The following is a 20,411-nucleotide window of genomic DNA, read 5'->3' on the forward strand; positions in this document are numbered from 1 at the left end:
CCCGGCTTTATGCCGGGCATCCATGTCATCAAAGCGCAAACCGCTTTAGCTACCGCGGCGCCCCGAACAGGCGCGACAGCAGCCAGATCGGGATCACGATGACGGCGCCGAGCAGGAAGTAGCGCCACAATCCGTTAATCGCATCGAAGCCGAGATTCCAGACCCGTTCGACCAGCAGGCGCACGCTCTGCACGATATTCCAGGGGTCGAAGCCGACCGCCGCGAGCATCACGCCGACCAGCGTCGACAGCAGGATCAGGCGGAACGCGACCGCCAGCGGCGAGCCACCCAGAAAACGCGACAGGCTGTCGCGGTCGGCGGGAAATTTCCGGGTCTCGTTCGGCATCGTGACTCTCCTGCGGGATTCGACGACCCGCGCGTCGCAGCATAGCCCAAAAAAACCGCGTGATGCAGATGGGGAACCGCCGTTCCCTCGTCAATGGTTGTTCATGCGGATCGACTCGCGGCAGCGGAGGCCAGCATCCGTTCCAGCGTCTCCAGTCGATCGGCTTCGCGCGGCGGCTTGTCCCAGCGCAACCGGCTGATGCGGGGAAAGCGCATCGCCACGCCGGACCTGTGCCGGGCCGAACGCTGCAATCCCTCGAAAGCAATTTCCAGCACCAGCCCCCGATCGGGCTCATGCACGACATGGCGCACCGGACCGAAGCTCTCCGTGGTGTTGCGGCGGACGAACCGGTCGATCCGCAGCAGCTCCTCGTCGGTGAAACCAAAATAGGCCTTGCCGACCGGCACCAGTTGCTCCTCACCGCCCGCCGCTGTCCAGACACCGAAGGTGTAGTCCGAGTAGTAGGACGAGCGCTTGCCGTGGCCACGCTGCGCATACATCAGCACGGCGTCGATGACATGCGGATCGCGCTTCCATTTCCACCAGAGGCCCTTGGGACGTCCCGGCAGATATGGCGCGTCGCGGCGTTTCAGCATGACGCCCTCGACGGCTGCGGCATCCGCTCCCGCCGCGGCCGGATCGGCACGGACCGCCGCGAGTTCATCCCATGTGGCGAACGGCACCTGCGGCGAGAGGTCGATACGCGGATCGTCAAGCGCCGCGATGAAATCAACAAGCCGCCGCCGCCGATCGTCGAACAGCAACTCGCGCAGATCGTTGTCGCCGTCGTCGAGCAGGTCGTAGGCGCGCAGGTGGATCGGAAACTCCTTCATTAGCCTGGGCGTCACCGCCTTGCGGTTCAGCCGCTGTTGCAGGACGTTGAACGATTGCACCCGCCCCTCGCGCACCACCAGCAACTCGCCGTCTATCGCGCCGAATAATCTCAGCGAGGGCAGCAAATCCGGAAAGCCGCTTGTGATGTCCTCGCCGGTGCGCGAATAGAGCCGCGTCGCAGCATTGCCATGCTCGTCGCGGCCGCCGACGGCCTGCACGCGAATGCCGTCCCATTTCCACTCGGCGGCGAAATCGGCTGCATCCAGGCGTGCAAAGTCGGCATCCTCGATCGCGTGCGCCAGCATCACCGGACGGAACGGCGCGGGAATGCGATTAACCGGCTTGTCGGCGCGGCCCTCGAGCCATGCGAACAGATCGAGATAAGGCGGCGCAAGACCCGGCCAGATCAACTCGACATCGTGCGTCTCCTTGCCGCCAAGCGCAGCCGCCGCGGTTTTGGCGAGTCGCGCCGACACGCCGATCCGCATCGCGCCTGTGACGAGTTTCAAGAGCGCCCAGCGCCCGATTTCGTCCAACTCGTCGAGCCAGCAGGCGAGTTGCGCCGGCAGTTCGGCCTTGCCGAGCGTGCGCAGCGTCGCGACGACTTCGGTGAGAGTCGGAGGGGACTCTTCACCTCTCCCGCTTGCGGGGGAGGTCGGATCGCGAAGCGAGCCGGGTGGGGGCTTTCTTTGATTGTTTGCTGCTGCAAGTTGCCTCCTCCCCAACCCTCCCCCGCAAGCGGGAGATGGAGCAGGCTGAGAATCGGGAGTTTGCGGCCACATCAGCGCCACCGTCTCAGAGAGATCGCCGACGTAATCGTAGGACAGCGCGAACAGCACCGGATCGGTGCGCGCGGCGATCAATTCCCGGATCAACGCGGGCTTGGCGTGCTTGAACGATAATGCGCCGGTGAGCGCGGCCAGCGCGTAGCCGCGATCCGGGTCCGGCGTCTCGCGGAAGTAGGCCGTGATCAGCCGCAGCTTGTTGTTGCGCCCGGGCTCGTAGGCGAGACGGTCGAGCAGTTCGGCGAAGCGATTCATCCGCCGCCCTCTTCGACTGAGGACGTATCCTCCCCGCTGTCCTCGTCGCCGTAGCCGACCAGCGCCAGCGGGCGCGCGACGAGACCTCGCGTCGTGCACCAATGCACCAGCGCATCTTCCTGGCCGTGCGTGACCCAGATCTCGCCCGCCCCTGTCGCGGCGATGGTGCGGATCAGGCCATCCCAGTCGGCATGATCCGAGATGACCAGCGGCAATTCGACGCCGCGCTGGCGCGCCCGCGCGCGCAGGCGCATCCAGCCTGACGCAAACGCCGTCACCGGATCGGGGAAGCGGCGCGTCCAGAGATCCGCGGTGGCCGAAGGCGGCGCCAGCGTGATGGTGCCCGCAAGGTCGGCCTTCTTCATCCCCTTGACTGGCCGCAGGTCACCAAGTGCGATGCCGCGGCTTTGATAGTACCGCGTAACCTTTTCCATCGCACCGTGCAGATAGATCGGCGCGCCGTAACCGGCCTCGCGGATCAGCGCGATCACGCGCTGCGCCTTGCCGAGGGAATAGGCGCCGATCAGATGCGCGCGTTCCGGAAACAGCGCGACCGACGCCAGCAGCTTGTCCACTTCGGACGCCGCGTCGCCATGACGGAACACCGGCAGGCCGAACGTCGCCTCGGTGATGAAGACATCGCACGGCACCAGCTCGAACGGCGCGCAGGTCGGATCGCGGACATCCTTGTAATCACCGGACGCGACGATTCGGATAGGACCATGCCTGACCGCGATCTGCGCCGAGCCCAGCACGTGCCCCGCGGGATGAAGGGCGATCGAAACGTCGCCGAGCCTGATCTCTTCGCCATAGCAAACAGCCTGCGTGGAACCCGCAAAATCATCGCCGTAACGCAGCCGCATGATATCGAGCGTTTCCTGCGTCGCGAGCACCGCGCCGTGACCGGGGCGGGCATGATCGGAATGACCGTGAGTGATGACCGCGCGATCCACGGGACGCACCGGATCGACATGGAAGCCGCCAGACCTGCAATATAGCCCGGCAGCGTCAGGCATCAGGATATCTTGCGGACGCATCCCGCGCATATAAGCAGCCGCCGGAGTCGTTCGAGTCCAGCCGCTCGATATCGAGACGCAAAAAAAAGCCCCGGCCTTGGCCGGGGCTTCGATCGTTCGATCGCGCGATAGTTACTCGCGTTGTCCGAGCAACTGCAGGAGCAGCGTGAACAGGTTGATGAAGTTCAGGTAGAGCGACAGCGCTCCGGTGATCGCCGCGCGTTCCGCGATCTCGCCACCCTGTGAAGCGTAGCCGTAGATATAGTCGTTCTTCAGCCGCTGGGTGTCGTAGGCGGTCAGGCCCGCGAACACCAGCACACCGATCACGGAGATAACGAAGCCCATGGCTCCATTGGCCAGGAACAGGTTAACAAGGCTCGCAATGATGATGCCGAACAGGCCCATCATCAGGAACGAGCCCATGCCGGTCATGTCACGCTTGGTGGTGTAGCCGAACAGGCTCAGCGCGCCGAACGAGGCCGCGGTGATGAAGAACACCCGCACGATCGAGGTGTGGGTGAAGACCAGAAAGATCGACGACAGCGACACGCCCATCAGCGCCGAGAACGCCCAGAACAGCATCTGCGCGGTCGCGGGCTTGAGGCGGTTGATGCCGAACGAAATCACGAACACCATCGCCAACGGCGCGAGCATGAACACCCACTTCAAGGGGCTGACGAACAATGCAACGCCAAACGGCGTCAGGTATTGTCCGCCTCTCAGCGCGATTGAAGCGCCTGTCGCCGACTTGGCCGCAAGGGAAGCGTCGCCGGTCACGGCGAACATATACACGCCGAGCGCGGCCAGGCCGGTGATGGCGAGGCCGATCGACATGTAGTTGTAGATCTTGAGCATATAGGACCGAAGACCGGCATCGACGGCCGCTGTATCAACGCGCCCGGCGGCCCGGCCAAACGGAGAGGCATAATTTCGGTCTAAGTCCGGCATGGTCGAATTCCCGTGGTTGTCTGGCGCCGCAACTTACGCGCCAGTTCGAATTCTGTCTCGGATAGGTCAGCCCGCTATATTAATTTTTGGTCATCAGGGCCTGTCATCCGACCCAAGCTGTATGTGGGAAACTAGCACAATCGGCGCAAGCTTCCATGCGCGGCTGAATGTCGCCCTCAGGACCGGGATCGGCCTCTTCCGCAAAAGACCGATGCGCCAAAAACGCCCGGTCCGCAAGAGGATCCGTCGTCCCGCCCGGCATGGCGAATATCATGGATCCCATTGCCGTGACGCCTGCTACATATTGTCATAAATGACGTAACACCGAAGCCGGCTTCCGGTTGAGCGCCATCAGCGTGCCGGCCAGCCCGAGTCCGACCGTGACGAGCAGTGCGGCGCCGACCACCGTCGCCGCGCTGCCCGCCTGCCATTCGAACCCAAGTGTCATCAGCCGCGTCACAATCAGCCACGCGGCGACCGAGCCGGCGGCCACGCCGAACACGGCCGTAGCCGCGCCGATCATCAAATACTCCAGGGTGTAGGCGCCAAGCAGTCGCAACCGGGTGGCGCCGAGGGTTTTGAGGATCACCGCGTCGTACACGCGATGGCGATGCCCCGCGGCCAGCGCGCCGCCGAGCACGAAAAGAGCCGAGATCAGGGTCACGGAGCTGGCGCCGCGGATCGCCACGACCAGGTTGGCGACGACGGCGCCGATGGTTTCCAGGGCCTCGCGGACCCGCACGCTCGTCACCATCGGGAATGCACCAGCAACGGCCTTGATGATGGCGGTGTCCTCGGCGGCGCTATCATGCACCTCGGTCAGGGTTGCGATATGGGTATGCGGCGCACCGCGAAAGGCATTGGGCGAAAACACCAGGACGAAATTGATGCCGAGGCTCTGCCAGTCCACGCTGCGCATGTTGCTGATGGTGGCCGTGATATCACGGCCGAGGACATTCACGACGACGGTATCGCCGAGCTTGAGCCCGAGGCCGTCGGCAAGCTTCTTCTCGAACGACACCAGCGGCGGCCCGTCATAATCCGGCCCCCACCATCGGCCTTCCACCACTTTCGACCCCTTCGGGACGTCACCGGTATAGGTCAGGCCGCGGTCGCTCTGCAGCACCCATTCGGCTTCGTGCGAGGGTTTCAGATCTTCGGCCTTGACGCCACGCGCCGCGACGATGCGCCCGCGCAGCATCGGAACGTCTTCCACCGTCGCCCGCGGAACCTGCTGCTTGAGAAACGCGGTGAACCGGTCCGACACCGACGAGGGAATATCGATGAAATAGAACGACGGCGCACGCTCCGGCAATGCGGCCAGGAACTGCCTCCGCAGATTGCCGTCGATCTGGGTAATCGTGACCAGCACGGCAAGGCCAAGGCCGAGCGAAAGCACCACCGACGGCGTCAGCGTTCCCGGGCGATGGATGTTCGAGACCGCAAGCCGCACCATGGTGACTCGCGATCGCGGCAGCCTTCGCGCCAGCGCCATCACGGCGGAGGCAACGCCGCGCAACACCACGAACACCGCCGCGGACGACGCTACGAACACCACGGCCACGCGCTTGTCGTAGGCAAGGCCGATGGCGATCCCGGCCAAAAGCGCGATCAGGAGCGCCATCCAGACCAGATAGCGGGTCTGCGGCCGATAAACTTCATTTGCGACGGTGTCGCGAAATAGCGCCGCGACCGGAATGTCATGAACCCGCGCCAACGGCCACATGCAGAAGGCCAGCGCCGTCAACAAGCCGTATACGACTGATAACGCCAATGCCTCGGGATGCAGCGCCGGCACGACCGGTAACGGCAGGAGATGACCGAAGACGCCGACGATGATGAAGGGCAGCGCCGCGCCGACCGCCAGACCGGCGAGCGATCCGAGAGCGGCCAGCACCATGACCTGCGCCAGATAGATCGCAAACACATCGCGTCCGGTCGCGCCCAGCGCCTTGAACGATGCGATGACATCGCGGCGGCGGTCGATGTGGCTCTTGACGGCATTTCCGACGCCGACACCCCCCACCAGCAAGGCGGCGAGCCCGACCAGCGTCAGGTACTGGGTGAACCGCGAGATGGTTCGCTCGAGTTGTGGCGAGGCGTTGTTGCGGTTGCGGATGTTCCAGCCTGCCTCCGGCAGCGCCGCGCGCGCATCCGCGGCCAGCGCGGCCGCCGCTTTGTCGTCCGCGCCGTTGCCGGCAAGCCGCACCCGGTAAATCCAGCGCACCAGACTGCCGGGCTGCAGCAAGCCGGTGGCGCGCAGGCCATCGATGCTGGTGAGAAAGCGTGGGCCGAACCCCAAACCGCCGATGAGTTTGTCCGGCTCGGCGTCGACCGCGCTGCGGATTTCAAAGGTCGCGCTGCCGACCGTGACGCGATCGCCGACCTTGAGATCAAGCCGCGCCAGCAGCGTCGGGGCGACAGCCGCGCCGAACACGCCGTCCCGCTCAATGAACAGATCGGCCATCGGGACGTTCGGCGCCAGCGTCAGCGCGCCGAGCATGGGATAGGCGCGATCGACCGCCTTGAGTTCGACCAGCGCCGGCGTGCCGTTTGGCGCGCGCGCCATCGCGCGCAACATCGCAGCCACCGAGACCGTTCCTCGCGCGCGAAGGAATGCGATCTCGTCAGGCTTCGCCTCGCGCTGCATCAGCGAAAACACGACGTCGCCCCCGAGCAGCGTGCGGCCCTCGCGCGCCAACCCCTCCGAGAGACTCGACGCCACCGAGCCGACCCCGGCAATCGCCATGACGCCGAGCGCGATGCAGGCGATGAAGACGTAGAAACCGCGCAAGCCGCTGCGCAATTCGCGCAACGCCAGCCGAAGGGGAAGAAACGGCGTGCGACCCATCTACGTCTGCTTCGTCATTCCGGTGCGCGCCGGAGGTGCGCACCCGGAATCCATGAACACACGCCGCCGGGCGGCTGGTTTCCGTGTTCGCGGCCTTTTGGCCGCGCCCCCGAATAACGGGTGATTTGCGCTGCGGAACAACGGATGATGAGTCATCGAGCCGCTCCGTCGATGCGCCCCGAGCGCAGCCGGACCACGCGGTCGCAGCGTTGGGCGAGCGCGTTGTCGTGGGTGACCAGCACCAGTGTCATGCCGCACTCGGCATGTTTGGTGAAAAGCAGATCGACGATCTGCCGGCCGGTCGCCTCGTCCAGATTGCCGGTCGGCTCGTCGGCGACGAGGATGGCCGGATCCGGCGCGAACGCCCGCGCCAGCGCCACCCGCTGCTGCTCGCCGCCGGACAATTGTGCCGGATAATGATGCAGCCGCTCGCCGAGACCCACCGCCTCCAGTTCGCGCGCCGCGCGCGCCGATGCATTCGGAGCACCCGCAAGTTCGAGGGGCACCGCGACGTTCTCGAGCGCCGTCATGGTCGGGATCAGATGAAACGACTGGAACACGATGCCGACGTGACGGCCGCGAAATCGCGCAAGCGCATCCTCGTCGAGAGCATTGAATCGGGTGCCGTCGACCACCACCTCTCCGCTGTCAGGACGTTCAAGCCCGGCCATCACCATGAGCAGCGTCGATTTGCCCGACCCCGACGGGCCGATCAGACCGACAGCTTCGGCGCGGCCAACGCGGAGATTGATGTCCTTGAGGATGTGGACCCGCGCCGCGCCGCTGCCGAGCGTGAGATTGACATTGGCGATAACGATGGCATCGGGAGCTTCGGAATAACCGGCCGGAGACGAGCGTTCGATGAGACTGTCCATGCGAAAGTCATATGGGGCTTCCTTCCCGGCAGTCGAGTGGTTGAAGCGCATGTTTATGTGGCTGGCGCTGAGCGTGCTGTTCGCGACATCCGCATTCGCGCAGCCCCCCTCCGCCGGCCCGATCAAGCTCGTCGTGCTCGGCGACTCCTTGAGTGCCGGCCTCGGACTTCCAGCCGCCGCCGCATTTCCCGCGCAATTGGAAAAGGCATTGCAAAACAAGGGGCTGAACGTCGCGATCGACAATGCCGGCGTTTCCGGCGACACCGCCTCCGGCGGTCTCGACCGGCTCGACTGGTCGGTGCCTGCCGGCACCCAGGGCGTGATTCTCGAACTGGGCGCAAACGATGCGCTCCGCGGCCTCGATCCCAAGGTGACGCGCGCCGCACTGGACAACATCCTGAGGCGGCTGAAGGCGCGCGGTGTCGCGGTCCTGTTGTGCGGGATGCTCGCGCCGCCGAATTACGGCGCCGAATATGCCGCGCAATTCAATGCGATCTTTCCCGATCTCGCCAAGGCACACGACGTGCCGCTTTATCCGTTTTTCCTCGACGGCGTCGCGGCCAACACCAAGCTCAATCAGGCCGACGGCATGCATCCGACCGCCGACGGCGTAGCGGTGATCGTGAAGAACATCATGCCGACGGTTGAGTCCTTTGTCCGCGGCATCGCCGAGCAGAAGAAGTGAGAAACCGCATGCTTCGCACCATCACAGAACTGCGATAAAAACGGATATCGGCGATTCGCCGCCGAATTGGTTTCGAGCCTCGCTTTTCGCCACGCGACTTTCGGAACCGGGTCTCAGCATCGAGGGTGTCGCGATGCCGCGTTTGTTCACCGGGCTGGAGATACCGCCCGACGTCTCCCGCACACTGTCCGGTTTGCGCGGCGGTCTGCCGGGCGCCCGCTGGATCGATCCCGAAAATTACCATCTCACGCTGCGCTTCATCGGCGATATCGACGGCGCATCCGCCAACGAGATCGCGTCGGTGCTGCTGCGGGTCAATCGCAAGCCATTCGAGGTGACGCTGCGCGGGCTGTCCAGTTTCGGCGGCAAGAAACCGCGCGCCGTCGTCGCTTCGGTGGAGCCGAGCGGGCCGCTGGTCGAATTGCAGGCCGAACTCGAACGGCTGATCCAACGCTGCGGGCTCGATCCCGAGAGCCGCAAGTTCACGCCTCACGTGACGCTCGCGCGGCTGCGCGACGCATCCAACCATGACGTCGCGAACTATCTGTCGGTGCGGGGTTATTTTCCGTCCAAAGTCTTCACCGCCGAGCGTTTCGTGCTGTTCTCCTCGCGCGCCTCGGTCGGCGGCGGACCCTATGTGGTGGAGGATGCCTACGCGCTCAGCCCGTAACCATCCGACCTGCAAGTTCTTCAACCAATTCACGGCTTGCATTTCGGCTGATATGGAGTCGTAAGCTGTCTGATGCTTTCAGCCTCGCCCACGCTGTTCCGTGATCACTATCAGGATCTCGTCGCATCGGGCGCGATCGAGGCCGACCCTGCGCAGGCGCGGGCGGCGGACGCTCTCGCCGCGCTGGACGAGCGGCTCATGGCCTACAAGCCGGCCGGCAAAGGCGGCTTTCTCGACAAGCTGTTTCATCCCGACCACGCGCCTCCTCCGAAGGGACTTTATATTTACGGCGACGTCGGGCGCGGCAAATCCATGCTGATGGACCTGTTCTTCCATGACAGCGCGGTCACGCACAAGCGCCGCGTCCATTTTCATGAGTTCATGGCCAACGTTCACGAGCGCATCTTCGCCTTTCGCCAGAGCATCGCGCGCGGCGAAATAGCCGACGCCGACGTCATTCAACTCACCGCGGCCGCGATCTTCGAGGAAGCGTGGCTTTTGTGCTTCGACGAATTCCACGTCACCGATATCGCCGATGCCATGATCCTCGGCCGCCTGTTCGCGCGCCTGTTCGAACTCGGCACGGTGGTGGTGGCGACGTCCAACGTCCCGCCCGAGAATCTCTATGAGGGTGGCCTCAACCGCGTGCTGTTCGTGCCGTTTATCGAACAGATCGAGGAGCGCATGGAAGTGCTGCGCCTCGATGCGCGCACCGATTTCCGCATGGAAAAGCTGGCAGGCGTCACGATGTGGCTGACGCCCGCAGACGCCAAGGCCGAAGCGGCGCTCGACAAGGGTTGGGCGCTGATGACCGGCGGCGCACCGTGCCGGCCCCGCGACATCGTGATCAAGGGCCATACCTTGCGCGTGCCGTGTTCGTCCCACGGCGTGGCCCGGTTTTCCTTCGCCGACCTCTGTGAGCAGCCGCTTGGCGCCTCCGACTATCTGCGGCTCGCGCGGGACTATCATACCCTCATCATCGATCGCATTCCGGTCATGAACGACGCCGACCGCAATGCCGCCAAGCGGTTCATCGCGCTGATCGACACGCTGTATGACAACGGCGTGAAACTGATGGCCTCGAGCGACACCGATCCATTATCGCTCTACCGCGCCACTGAGGGCTTCGAGGCGAACGAATTCAAGCGCACCTCCTCGCGCCTGATCGAGATGGGCTCGGACTCCTACCTGGCCCAGGCCCACGGCCGCAGCGATTCCGCCGCCGGCGGCTCCAGCACCGGACTGGTCGAGACATGACGTTGATCCCGCCATTGGTCACGGGGATCGAACGCCGGACGAAACAGGAATGCACGCTGCGCGACTTGAACGGGCAAGGCGAAAGGTCTAACCACCATCGTGTGGAGATTTTTTATCCCGCCTCTTTGCCATCAAAGGATAGGTTCCCATGGCGCGCGACAAGATCGCCTTGATCGGCTCCGGTCAGATCGGAGGGACGCTCGCTCATCTCATCGGACTGAAAGAGCTCGGCGACGTCGTGATGTTCGATATCGCCGAAGGCATTCCGCAAGGCAAATCCCTCGATATCGCGCAGTCGTCTCCGGTGGAGGGATTCGACGCCAGGCTGACCGGCGCCAATTCCTACGAAGCGCTTGAGGGCGCCAGCGTCTGCATCGTCACCGCCGGCATCCCGCGCAAGCCGGGCATGAGCCGCGACGATCTCTTGGGCATCAATCTCAAGGTGATGGAGCAGGTCGGCGCCGGCATCAGGAAATATGCGCCCGACGCCTTCGTCATCTGCATCACCAACCCGCTCGACGCCATGGTCTGGGCGCTTCAGAAAGCCTCGAGCATACCGGCGAAGAAAATGGTCGGCATGGCCGGCGTGCTGGACTCCTCGCGCTTCCGCTATTTCCTCGCCGACGAATTCGACGTGTCGGTGGAAGACGTCACGGCTTTCGTGCTCGGCGGCCATGGCGACAGCATGGTGCCGCTGGTGAAGTACTCGACCGTGGCCGGCATTCCGCTGCCGGACCTCGTCAAGATGGGCTGGACCTCGCAGGCGCGAATCGACGAGATCGTCGAGCGCACCCGCAACGGCGGCGCGGAGATCGTCAACCTGCTGAAGACCGGCTCGGCCTTCTACGCGCCCGCGACGTCGGCGATCGCGATGGCGGAAAGCTACCTGCGCGACAAGAAGCGCGTGCTGCCGTGCGCCGCCTATCTCAACGGCGAATACGGCGTGAAGGACATGTATGTCGGCGTCCCCGTGGTGATCGGCGCCAAAGGCGTCGAGCGCGTCGTCGAAATCGAACTTGGGGGCAAGGATCGCGAGGCCTTCGACAAATCGGTCGGCGCGGTTCAGGGGCTCATCGATGCCTGCAAGAAGATCGCGCCCGATCTGCTCCGCTGATCGACCGCGAGGCGACTATACGCCTGCCGCTCGGCCGGAATATCCCCGGTCTGCGGCGGGTGGAGACAGGTGAGGTCGAAAATTTTCGTTGCCAATTGTCACTGCCACGCGCCGGAGACCATCGCGATGAACATCCACGAGTACCAGGCCAAGGCGTTGCTGCGCGAATTCGGCGTGCCGGTCTCGCGCGGGGTGCCGGTGCTGAAGGCGTCGGAAGCCGAGGCGGCGGCCAACACGCTGGGCGGCCCGGTCTGGGTGGTGAAAAGCCAGATCCATGCAGGCGGCCGCGGCAAGGGCAAGTTCAAGGAAGCCTCCGCTGGAGACAAAGGCGGCGTCCGTCTCGCCAGGTCGGTCGCCGAGGTCAGCGAGTACGCCACACAGATGCTCGGGGCGACGCTGGTCACGGTGCAGACCGGCCCCGCCGGCAAGCGGGTCAACCGTCTCTACATCGAGGAAGGCTCCGACATCGACAAGGAGTTCTATCTCTCGGCGCTGGTCGACCGCGAGACCTCGCGGGTCGCGTTCGTGGTCTCCACCGAGGGCGGCGTCAACATCGAGGACGTCGCCCATAAAACGCCTGAGAAGATCGTGACCTTCTCGGTCGATCCCGCCACCGGCGTCATGGCCCATCACGGCCGCACCGTCGCCAAGGCGCTGAACTTGACCGGCGACCTCGCCAAGCAGGCGGACAGGCTGGTGACGCAGCTTTACACCGCCTTCATCGCCAAGGACATGGCGCTTCTGGAGATCAACCCGCTGGTCGTCACCAGGCAAGGTGAACTGCGCGTGCTCGACGCCAAGGTGTCGTTCGACGGCAATGCGATGTTCCGCCATTCCGACGTGCTGGCGCTGCGCGACGAGACCGAGGAGGATCCCAAGGAAATCGAGGCGTCGCGCTTCGATCTGAGCTACGTCGCGCTCCACGGCGAGATCGGCTTGCATGGTCAACGGCGCCGGCCTTGCGATGGCGCCATGGACATCATCAAGCTCTACGGCATGAGCCCAGCGAACTTCCTCGACGTCGGCGGCGGCGCCACCAGGGACAAGGTCGCGGCCGCCTTCAAGATCATCACCGCGGACCCGAACGTGAAGGGCATTCTGGTCAACATCTTCGGCGGCATCATGAAATGCGACGTCATCGCCGACGGCGTCGTCGCCGCGGTGAAGCAGGTCGGCCTCAATGTCCCGCTGGTGGTTCGCCTCGAAGGCACCAACGTCGATGCCGGCAAGAAGATCATCCGCGAGTCCGGCCTCAACGTGCTGTCCGCCGACGATCTCGACGATGCCGCGCAGAAGATCGTCAAGGCCGTGAAGGGGGTCGGGTAAATGTCCGTTCTGATCGACAGGAACACAAAGGTCATCTGCCAGGGCTTCACCGGCAAGAACGGCACGTTTCATTCCGAGGCCGCCATCGCCTACGGCACCAAGATGGTCGGCGGCACCTCGCCGGGCAAAGGCGGCAGCAAGCACCTTGACCTGCCGGTGTTCGACACCGTCCGCGAAGCGCGCGAGGCGACCGGCGCCGACGCCAGCGTGATCTACGTTCCGCCGCAGGGCGCGGCGGACGCGATCTGCGAGGCGATCGACGCCGAGACCCCGCTGATCGTCTGCATCACCGAGGGCATTCCGGTGCTGGACATGGTGCGGGTCAAGCGCTCGCTGTCGGGATCGAAGTCGCGGCTGATCGGGCCGAATTGTCCGGGCGTGGTCACCGCCGGCGAGTGCAAGATCGGCATCATGCCGGCCAACATCTTCAAGCCGGGCCATGTCGGCATCGTCTCCCGCTCGGGAACGCTGACCTATGAAGCGGTATTCCAGACCAGCCAGGAAGGTTTGGGGCAAACAACCGCGGTCGGCATCGGCGGCGACCCGGTCAAGGGCACCGAATTCATCGACGTGCTGGAAATGTTTCTCGCCGACCCCAAAACCACGTCGATCGTGATGATCGGCGAAATCGGCGGCTCGGCCGAGGAAGACGCCGCCCAGTTCCTGATCGACGAGGCCAGACGCGGCCGCAAGAAGCCTGTGGTCGGCTTCATCGCCGGCGTCACCGCGCCGCCCGGCCGCCGCATGGGCCATGCCGGCGCCATCATCTCCGGCGGCAAGGGTGATGCCGCATCTAAGACCGCCGCCATGGAAGCCGCCGGCATCATTGTCTCGCCATCCCCGGCGCGGCTTGGAAAGACCCTTGTCGAAAAATTGAAATCCTGATTCAGGCCTTGGTTCTTTTCGGCGCGAAGTTTCACCCCAAATAAGGTAAGTAAAAATTTCGAATTCGCGCTGATTCCGCCGCGGAATCGGCGAACGCGCCGTTTGCTATGCGCAAGACTGGAAATCGTCAGGATACGATATGTCTCGCCAGAACGCGAATGCAGCATTTGCCCTTTCCTCGTTCCTGCACGGCGTGAACGCCACCTATATCGACGGACTTTACGCCCGCTATGAGAAGGACCCCGGCTCGGTTGATGCCGAGTGGCGGGAGTTCTTCAGCAGCCTGAAGGACGCTCCCGAGGACGTCGCGAAGAACGCGGAAGGCCCGTCCTGGGAGAAGGCGAATTGGCCTTCGACGCCACGGGACGACCTCACCTCCGCGCTCGACGGCAACTGGGCGCAGGTCGAACAGGCGGTCGGCGCCAAAATACAGGCCAGGACAGAGGCGAAAGATTCGGCGCTGGCCGGCGTCGACGTCCATCAAGCCACCCGCGATTCGGTTCGCGCGCTGATGCTGATCCGCGCCTATCGCATGCGCGGCCACTTCCATGCCCGGCTCGATCCGCTCGGTCTCGAACCCGCGCGCGATCCCGAGGAACTCGATCCGCGCGTCTACGGCTTCACCGACGCCGACATGGATCGCAAGATCTTCCTCGACCATGTGCTCGGCCTCGAATACGGCACGCTGCGCGAGATCGTGGCGATCTGCGAGCGCACCTATTGCCAGACGCTCGGCGTCGAGTTCATGCACATTACCAACGGCGCGCAGAAAGGCTGGATCCAGGAGCGCATCGAGGGGCCGGACAAGGAGATCAGCTTCACGCCGGAGGGCCGCCGCGCCATTCTCAAGAAGCTCGTCGAGGCGGAGGGCTTCGAGAAGTTCTGCGACGTCAAGTTCACCGGCACCAAGCGTTTCGGTCTCGACGGCGCCGAATCGCTGATTCCGGCGCTGGAGCAGATCATCAAGCGAGGCGGCAATCTCGGCGTCAAGGAAATCGTGATCGGCATGCCGCACCGCGGACGGCTGAACGTGCTGACGCAGGTGATGGGCAAGCCACACCGCGCGCTGTTCCATGAATTCAAGGGCGGCTCGGTCAATCCCGACGCCGTGGAAGGCTCGGGCGACGTCAAGTATCACCTCGGCGCCTCAAGCGACCGCGAGTTCGACAACAACCGCATCCACCTGTCGCTGACCGCCAATCCCTCGCACCTCGAGATCGTCGATCCGGTGGTACTCGGCAAGGTGCGCGCCAAGCAGGACCAGCACGGCGACCCGCCCGACCAGCGCAACTCGGTGCTGCCGCTCCTGATGCACGGCGACGCCGCCTTCGCGGGCCAGGGCGTGGTGGCGGAGTGCTTTGCGCTGTCGGACCTCAAGGGCTACCGCACCGGCGGCTCGATCCACTTCATCGTCAACAACCAGATCGGCTTCACCACCTATCCGCGCTACTCGCGCTCATCGCCCTATCCGTCCGACGTCGCGAAGATGATCGAAGCGCCGATCTTCCACGTCAACGGCGACGATCCGGAAGCCGTGGTGTTCGCCGCCAAGGTTGCGACCGAATTCCGGCAGAAATTCCACAAGCCGGTCGTGATCGACATGTTCTGCTATCGCCGGCACGGCCACAACGAAGGCGACGAGCCGTCGTTCACCAACCCAACGATGTATCAGAAGATTGCCGCGCATCCCTCCACGCTCGAACTGTACGCGAAGCGGCTGACCGCTGACGGCGTCATCACCGAGGGCGAGGTCGAGAAGCTGAAAGCCGACTGGCGCGCGCGGCTCGACGCCGAGTTCGAGGGCGGCACCGGCTACAAGCCGAACAAGGCCGACTGGCTCGACGGCAAGTGGGCCGGCTTCAAGCTCGCCGACCAGGACGAGGAGCCGCGCCGCGGCGTCACCGGCGTCGACGTCGCGACGCTGAAGGAGATCGGCCGCAGCATCACCCGCGTGCCGGACGGTTTCCGCGTGCATCGCACGGTCCAGCGCTTTCTCGAAAACCGCGCCAAGGCGATCGAGGGCGGCACCGGCATCGACTGGGCGACGGCGGAGGCGCTGGCGTTCTGCTCGCTGATGCTGGAAGGCCATAACGTCCGGCTGTCGGGCCAGGACAGCGAGCGCGGCACCTTCTCGCAACGGCATTCGGTATTGTTCGACCAGCAGGACGAGAGCCGCTATACGCCGTTCAACCACCTCGGCAAGGACCAGGGCGGCTACGAAGTCATCAACTCGCTGCTGTCCGAAGAAGCGGTGCTCGGATTCGAATACGGCTATTCGCTCGCCGAGCCCAATGCGCTCACGCTATGGGAGGCGCAGTTCGGCGACTTCGCCAACGGCGCGCAGGTGGTGTTCGACCAGTTCATCTCCGCCGGCGAACGCAAGTGGCTGCGCATGTCCGGCCTCGTCTGCATGCTGCCTCACGGCTATGAAGGCCAGGGACCGGAGCATTCCTCGGCGCGGCTGGAACGCTTCCTGCAGATGTGCGCGGAAGACAACATGCAGGTGGTCAACCTCACCACGCCCGCCAACCATTTCCATGCGCTGCGCCGACAGTTGAAGCGCCAGATCCGCAAGCCGCTGATCATGATGACGCCGAAGTCGCTGCTGCGCCACAAGCGGGCGGTATCGCGTCTCGACGAACTCGGCACCGATACCGCCTTCCACCGCATCCTGTACGACGACGCGGTTATGCTGCCGGACCAGAAAATCAGACTGGTGGAAGACGACAATATCCGCCGCGTGGTGCTATGCTCCGGCAAGGTCTACTACGACCTCTACGAGGAACGCGAGAAACGCAACATCGACGACGTCTACCTGTTGCGGATCGAACAGTTGTATCCGGTGCCGCTGAAGGCGCTGGTCCAGGTGCTCGGCCGCTTCAAGAACGCGGAGATCGTCTGGTGCCAGGAAGAGCCGCGCAACATGGGCGCGTGGCACTTCATCGAACCCTATCTCGAATGGATTCTCAACCAGATCGACATCCCCAACAAGCGCCCGCGTTATGCCGGCCGCGCCGCGTCCGCGGCCACCGCGACCGGATTGATGTCGAAGCATCTCGCACAACTCAAGGCGCTTCTCGAAGAAGCACTTGGATAATTAATTGCGTTGCCATGCCCGGTGCGCCATCAAGCATGCGCAGATTGCGTCAACCTGTCTGCGACGCGCGGGGATCCACGTCTCTGCATCGCGTCCAAGACGTGGGTAGCGGGACAGCGAGCGAAGCGGCGCCGTGCTTCGGACGGATATGGCCGGCCATGGCCGGCAGAGGATTGAGGAAGGGCTGCTCACATGACTGAGATACGCGTTCCGACGCTCGGCGAATCGGTGACCGAGGCCACCATCGGCAAATGGTTCAAGAAGACCGGCGACACTGTCGCCGTCGACGAACCGCTGGTCGAACTCGAAACCGACAAGGTGACCATCGAAGTGCCCGCGCCCTCCGCCGGCACGCTCGGCGAGATCGTCGCCAAGGATGGCGAGACCGTCGCCGTCGGGGCGCTGCTCGGGCAGATTTCGGAAGGCGCCGCGCCCGCAAAACCCGCGGCCGCCAGAGCTTCGGCGGGCGTCGCGCCTGAAAGCGCAACCGGACGTCCTGACCTCAAGTCGGACACAACCAAACCGATCAATGCCGGCCCGGAAGAGCCGCGGCCCAAGCCGGAAACCTCAGCGACGGAAACCTCAGCGTCTTTCGACGCGCCGCTCGCGCCTTCGGTCCGCAAGCTCTCTGCCGAGAGCGGTGTCGATGCTTCCACGGTGCCGGGTTCGGGCAAGGATGGCCGCGTCACCAAGGGCGACATGCTGGCCGCGATCGAGAGAGCGGCGTCGGCGCCGACACCGGTCAACCAGCCGGCCGCCGCGGTTCAGCTTCGCGCCCCCTCACCGCCCGACGACGCCGCCCGCGAGGAGCGCGTGAAGATGACACGGCTGCGCCAGACCATCGCGCGCCGCCTCAAGGAAGTGCAGAACACCGCCGCGATGCTGACGACCTTCAACGAGGTCGACATGACCCATGTCATGGCGCTGCGTGCGCAGTACAAAGAGGTGTTCGAGAAAAAGCACGGCGCGAAGCTCGGCTTCATGGGCTTCTTCACGAAAGCCTGCGTTCAGGCGCTGAAGGACGTTCCCGCCGTCAATGCCGAAATCGACGGCACCGACCTGATCTACAAGAATTACTATCACATCGGCGTCGCAGTCGGCACCGACAGGGGCCTCGTTGTGCCTGTGGTGCGCGACTGCGACCGCAAGACGATCGCCGAGATCGAGAAGAGCATCGCCGATTACGGCCGTCGCGCCCGCGACGGCCAACTCAAGATCGAGGAGATGCAGGGCGGCACCTTCACCATCACCAACGGCGGCATCTACGGCTCGCTGATGTCGACGCCGATCCTGAACGCGCCGCAGGCCGGCATCCTCGGCATGCACAAGATCCAGGAGCGGCCGATGGCGATCGGCGGCAAGGTCGAAATCCGCCCGATGATGTATCTCGCGCTCTCCTACGATCACCGCGTCATTGATGGCAAGGAGGCCGTCACCTTCCTCGTGCGCGTCAAGGAATCGCTCGAAGACCCGGCCCGGCTGGTGCTGGATTTGTAGTTCAAGCAAGGGGGATCACATGACGCAAATCCTGCTGAAGTCCGATACCAAAGCCACCGAGTTCGGTCATTTGACCTCAATCGATCTGGAGTTGAATGCGGTCATTCTGGAACTGGTTTACCTGGCCTGCCTGAGCTTTGAGCACGGAGAATCCGCCGCACATATTTATGTCTCCGAATACGGCGGAGAAATTAAAAGCATCGACCGTGAAAACCCCTTCAACGCTCTGGGATCTTTCGAGAACATTTCGAAAAAATCAGCAGACTGGGTCTTGTCGCGAACGCTGTTCTACCATGACAACCAGAGGCGACGGGCAAGAGCCGACCAGGAAAACACGAAAGCTGAAGGCAAGCATCAACCGGCGATCGAGAAAAAGCTCGGCAACCTCGACAAGGCGCACGCTTTGAGGCGGAAGATGATCACCGACGGAGCCGATCCCGACGAACTCAACCGGCTCGTCGGCGGATTGCTCTTCGACCAGCGTGCAAAATTGCTCTCCGTAGCGGACCAAACGGATTGAGAGGCGCCATGCGTCACAAGGATTGAAACGATAGGATCGAGACCATGGCGACTTACGACCTCATCGTTATCGGCACCGGCCCCGGCGGTTACGTCTGCGCCATTCGCGCGGCGCAGCTCGGCATGAAGGTCGCCGTGGTCGAGAAAAATCCAACGCTCGGCGGCACCTGCCTCAATGTCGGCTGCATGCCGTCGAAGGCGCTGCTGTACGCCTCCGAGACGTTCGAGGAAGCCGGGCATTCGTTCGCGAAAATGGGCATCGGCGTCGACGCGCCGAAGCTCGATTTGCCCGCCATGATGAACTTCAAGCAGCAGGGCATCGACGGCAACGTCAAGGGCGTCGAATACCTGATGAAGAAGAACAAGATCGACGTCATCAACGGCACCGGCAGAATTCTCGCCGCCGGCAAGGTCGAGGTGTCAGGCATCGACGGCAAAAAACAGACCGTTGAAACGAAAAATATCGTCATCGCCACCGGCTCCGGCGTCGCGAAGCTCAAGGGCATCGAGATCGACGAGACGCGCATCGTGTCGTCCACCGGCGCATTGTCTCTTGAGAAAGTGCCGGGAAAACTTCTGATTGTCGGCGCGGGCGTGATCGGCCTCGAACTCGGCTCGGTGTGGCGTCGCCTCGGCGCGCAGGTGACGGTGGTGGAATTTCTCGACCGTATCCTGCCCGGCATGGACGGCGAGATCGCCAGGCAATTCCAGCGCATCCTCGAAAAGCAGGGCTTTGCGTTCAGGCTCGGCGCCAAGGTCACCGGCGTCGACTCGTCAGGCAAGACGCTGGCGGCCCGGGTCGAGCCCGCCGCGGGTGGCGCGACTGAGACGATCGAGGCCGACGTCGTACTCGTTTGCATCGGCCGCACGCCCTACACCGACGGCCTCGGCCTGAAGGAAGCGGGCGTCGCGCTGGACAACCGCGGGCGCGTGGACATCGACGCGCATTTTTCGACCAGCGTGAAAGGGATCTACGCCATTGGCGACGTCGTGAAAGGACCGATGCTGGCGCACAAGGCCGAGGACGAAGGCGTCGCCTGTGCCGAAATCATCGCAGGTCAGGCCGGGCACGTGAACTACGACGTCATTCCCGGCGTGGTCTACACCACGCCCGAGGTCTCGTCAGTCGGCAAGACCGAGGAAGACCTGAAACAGGCCGGCACGGCCTATACTGTCGGCAAGTTTCCGTTCACGGCCAACGGCCGCTCCAAGGTCAACCAGACCACCGAGGGCTTTGTGAAGATTCTCGCCGACGCGAAAACCGACCGCGTGCTCGGCGTTCACATCATCGGCCGCGAGGCCGGCGAGATGATCCACGAAGCCTGCGTCTTGATGGAGTTCGGCGGCTCGGCGGAAGATCTCGCCCGCACCTGCCATGCGCATCCGACGCGATCGGAAGCCGTCAAGGAAGCCGCGCTCGCCGTCGGCAAACGCGCCATCCATATGTAATG

General features: G+C 64.0%; 16 protein-coding genes. 10 read left to right on the plus strand and 6 right to left on the minus strand.

Annotated elements, in window-relative coordinates; translation table 11 throughout:
* Positions 1 to 49: 49 nt before the first annotated feature.
* The 6 genes from ACMDCM_RS11805 to ACMDCM_RS11830 form a co-directional block, all read right to left on the minus strand.
* On the minus strand, positions 50 to 346 hold the full coding sequence (locus ACMDCM_RS11805) for a DUF6460 domain-containing protein (RefSeq protein WP_412773734.1): 297 nt from the start codon (positions 344 to 346) through the stop codon (positions 50 to 52).
* Between the two features lie 101 nt (positions 347 to 447).
* On the minus strand, positions 448 to 2,220 hold the full coding sequence (locus tag ACMDCM_RS11810) for a cisplatin damage response ATP-dependent DNA ligase (protein WP_412773735.1): 1,773 nt from the start codon (positions 2,218 to 2,220) through the stop codon (positions 448 to 450).
* Complete coding sequence (locus ACMDCM_RS11815) at positions 2,217 to 3,266, minus strand: ligase-associated DNA damage response exonuclease (RefSeq protein WP_412773736.1); 1,050 nt, start codon at positions 3,264 to 3,266, stop codon at positions 2,217 to 2,219. Before ACMDCM_RS11815 ends, ACMDCM_RS11810 begins: the two co-directional genes overlap by 4 nt.
* Positions 3,267 to 3,368: 102 nt before the next feature.
* A complete protein-coding gene (locus ACMDCM_RS11820) occupies positions 3,369 to 4,184 on the minus strand; it encodes a Bax inhibitor-1/YccA family protein (RefSeq protein ID WP_412773737.1) in 816 nt (271 codons plus the stop codon).
* Between the two features lie 307 nt (positions 4,185 to 4,491).
* Positions 4,492 to 7,035, minus strand: coding sequence for an ABC transporter permease (locus ACMDCM_RS11825; RefSeq protein ID WP_412773738.1), 2,544 nt, complete (start codon positions 7,033 to 7,035; stop codon positions 4,492 to 4,494).
* A gap of 152 nt (positions 7,036 to 7,187) precedes the next feature.
* Positions 7,188 to 7,910: an ABC transporter ATP-binding protein gene (locus tag ACMDCM_RS11830; RefSeq protein WP_412773739.1), complete on the minus strand. Its 723-nt coding sequence runs from the start codon at positions 7,908 to 7,910 to the stop codon at positions 7,188 to 7,190.
* A 55-nt stretch (positions 7,911 to 7,965) separates the two neighbouring features.
* On the opposite strand from ACMDCM_RS11830, the gene ACMDCM_RS11835 reads away from it, so the two are divergent.
* From ACMDCM_RS11835 to lpdA, 10 genes are all read left to right on the plus strand, one after another.
* On the plus strand, positions 7,966 to 8,595 hold the full coding sequence (locus ACMDCM_RS11835; protein WP_412774737.1) for an arylesterase: 630 nt from the start codon (positions 7,966 to 7,968) through the stop codon (positions 8,593 to 8,595).
* Positions 8,596 to 8,728: 133 nt separating this feature from the next.
* Positions 8,729 to 9,265, plus strand: coding sequence for an RNA 2',3'-cyclic phosphodiesterase (gene thpR / locus ACMDCM_RS11840; protein ID WP_412773740.1), 537 nt, complete (start codon positions 8,729 to 8,731; stop codon positions 9,263 to 9,265).
* A gap of 72 nt (positions 9,266 to 9,337) precedes the next feature.
* Positions 9,338 to 10,522, plus strand: a complete 1,185-nt coding sequence (zapE, locus tag ACMDCM_RS11845) for a cell division protein ZapE (protein WP_412773741.1) — start codon at positions 9,338 to 9,340, stop codon at positions 10,520 to 10,522.
* Between the two features lie 148 nt (positions 10,523 to 10,670).
* Positions 10,671 to 11,636, plus strand: coding sequence for a malate dehydrogenase (gene mdh, locus ACMDCM_RS11850; protein ID WP_412773742.1), 966 nt, complete (start codon positions 10,671 to 10,673; stop codon positions 11,634 to 11,636).
* A gap of 126 nt (positions 11,637 to 11,762) precedes the next feature.
* Positions 11,763 to 12,962: an ADP-forming succinate--CoA ligase subunit beta gene (sucC, locus tag ACMDCM_RS11855; protein WP_412773743.1), complete on the plus strand. Its 1,200-nt coding sequence runs from the start codon at positions 11,763 to 11,765 to the stop codon at positions 12,960 to 12,962.
* Positions 12,963 to 13,847, plus strand: a complete 885-nt coding sequence (gene sucD, locus ACMDCM_RS11860) for a succinate--CoA ligase subunit alpha (RefSeq protein WP_412773744.1) — start codon at positions 12,963 to 12,965, stop codon at positions 13,845 to 13,847.
* 139 nt (positions 13,848 to 13,986) lie between these two features.
* Entirely contained in the window at positions 13,987 to 16,944 is a 2,958-nt protein-coding gene (locus ACMDCM_RS11865; protein ID WP_412773745.1) for a 2-oxoglutarate dehydrogenase E1 component, read from the plus strand.
* Positions 16,945 to 17,136: 192 nt separating this feature from the next.
* Positions 17,137 to 18,441: a 2-oxoglutarate dehydrogenase complex dihydrolipoyllysine-residue succinyltransferase gene (gene odhB / locus ACMDCM_RS11870; RefSeq protein WP_412773746.1), complete on the plus strand. Its 1,305-nt coding sequence runs from the start codon at positions 17,137 to 17,139 to the stop codon at positions 18,439 to 18,441.
* Positions 18,442 to 18,460: 19 nt separating this feature from the next.
* Entirely contained in the window at positions 18,461 to 18,961 is a 501-nt protein-coding gene (locus ACMDCM_RS11875) for a hypothetical protein (protein WP_412773747.1), read from the plus strand.
* A 44-nt stretch (positions 18,962 to 19,005) separates the two neighbouring features.
* Entirely contained in the window at positions 19,006 to 20,409 is a 1,404-nt protein-coding gene (gene lpdA / locus ACMDCM_RS11880) for a dihydrolipoyl dehydrogenase (protein ID WP_412773748.1), read from the plus strand.
* The last annotated feature ends 2 nt before the right edge of the window (positions 20,410 to 20,411 follow it).

It is taken from the genome of Nitrobacter sp. (assembly GCF_047149785.1).
In the GTDB taxonomy this organism is placed as follows: Bacteria; Pseudomonadota; Alphaproteobacteria; order Rhizobiales; family Xanthobacteraceae; genus Nitrobacter.

Coding starts and splice junctions, on each gene's coding strand:
- ACMDCM_RS11805 (WP_412773734.1), bottom strand. CDS start 346: ATGCCGAACGAGACCCGGAAATTTCCCGCCGACCGCGACAGCCTGTCG.
- ACMDCM_RS11810 (WP_412773735.1), bottom strand. CDS start 2,220: ATGAATCGCTTCGCCGAACTGCTCGACCGTCTCGCCTACGAGCCCGGG.
- ACMDCM_RS11815 (WP_412773736.1), bottom strand. CDS start 3,266: ATGCGCGGGATGCGTCCGCAAGATATCCTGATGCCTGACGCTGCCGGG.
- ACMDCM_RS11820 (WP_412773737.1), bottom strand. CDS start 4,184: ATGCCGGACTTAGACCGAAATTATGCCTCTCCGTTTGGCCGGGCCGCC.
- ACMDCM_RS11825 (WP_412773738.1), bottom strand. CDS start 7,035: ATGGGTCGCACGCCGTTTCTTCCCCTTCGGCTGGCGTTGCGCGAATTG.
- ACMDCM_RS11830 (WP_412773739.1), bottom strand. CDS start 7,910: ATGGACAGTCTCATCGAACGCTCGTCTCCGGCCGGTTATTCCGAAGCT.
- ACMDCM_RS11835 (WP_412774737.1), top strand. CDS start 7,966: ATGTGGCTGGCGCTGAGCGTGCTGTTCGCGACATCCGCATTCGCGCAG.
- thpR (WP_412773740.1), top strand. CDS start 8,729: ATGCCGCGTTTGTTCACCGGGCTGGAGATACCGCCCGACGTCTCCCGC.
- zapE (WP_412773741.1), top strand. CDS start 9,338: ATGCTTTCAGCCTCGCCCACGCTGTTCCGTGATCACTATCAGGATCTC.
- mdh (WP_412773742.1), top strand. CDS start 10,671: ATGGCGCGCGACAAGATCGCCTTGATCGGCTCCGGTCAGATCGGAGGG.
- sucC (WP_412773743.1), top strand. CDS start 11,763: ATGAACATCCACGAGTACCAGGCCAAGGCGTTGCTGCGCGAATTCGGC.
- sucD (WP_412773744.1), top strand. CDS start 12,963: ATGTCCGTTCTGATCGACAGGAACACAAAGGTCATCTGCCAGGGCTTC.
- ACMDCM_RS11865 (WP_412773745.1), top strand. CDS start 13,987: ATGTCTCGCCAGAACGCGAATGCAGCATTTGCCCTTTCCTCGTTCCTG.
- odhB (WP_412773746.1), top strand. CDS start 17,137: ATGACTGAGATACGCGTTCCGACGCTCGGCGAATCGGTGACCGAGGCC.
- ACMDCM_RS11875 (WP_412773747.1), top strand. CDS start 18,461: ATGACGCAAATCCTGCTGAAGTCCGATACCAAAGCCACCGAGTTCGGT.
- lpdA (WP_412773748.1), top strand. CDS start 19,006: ATGGCGACTTACGACCTCATCGTTATCGGCACCGGCCCCGGCGGTTAC.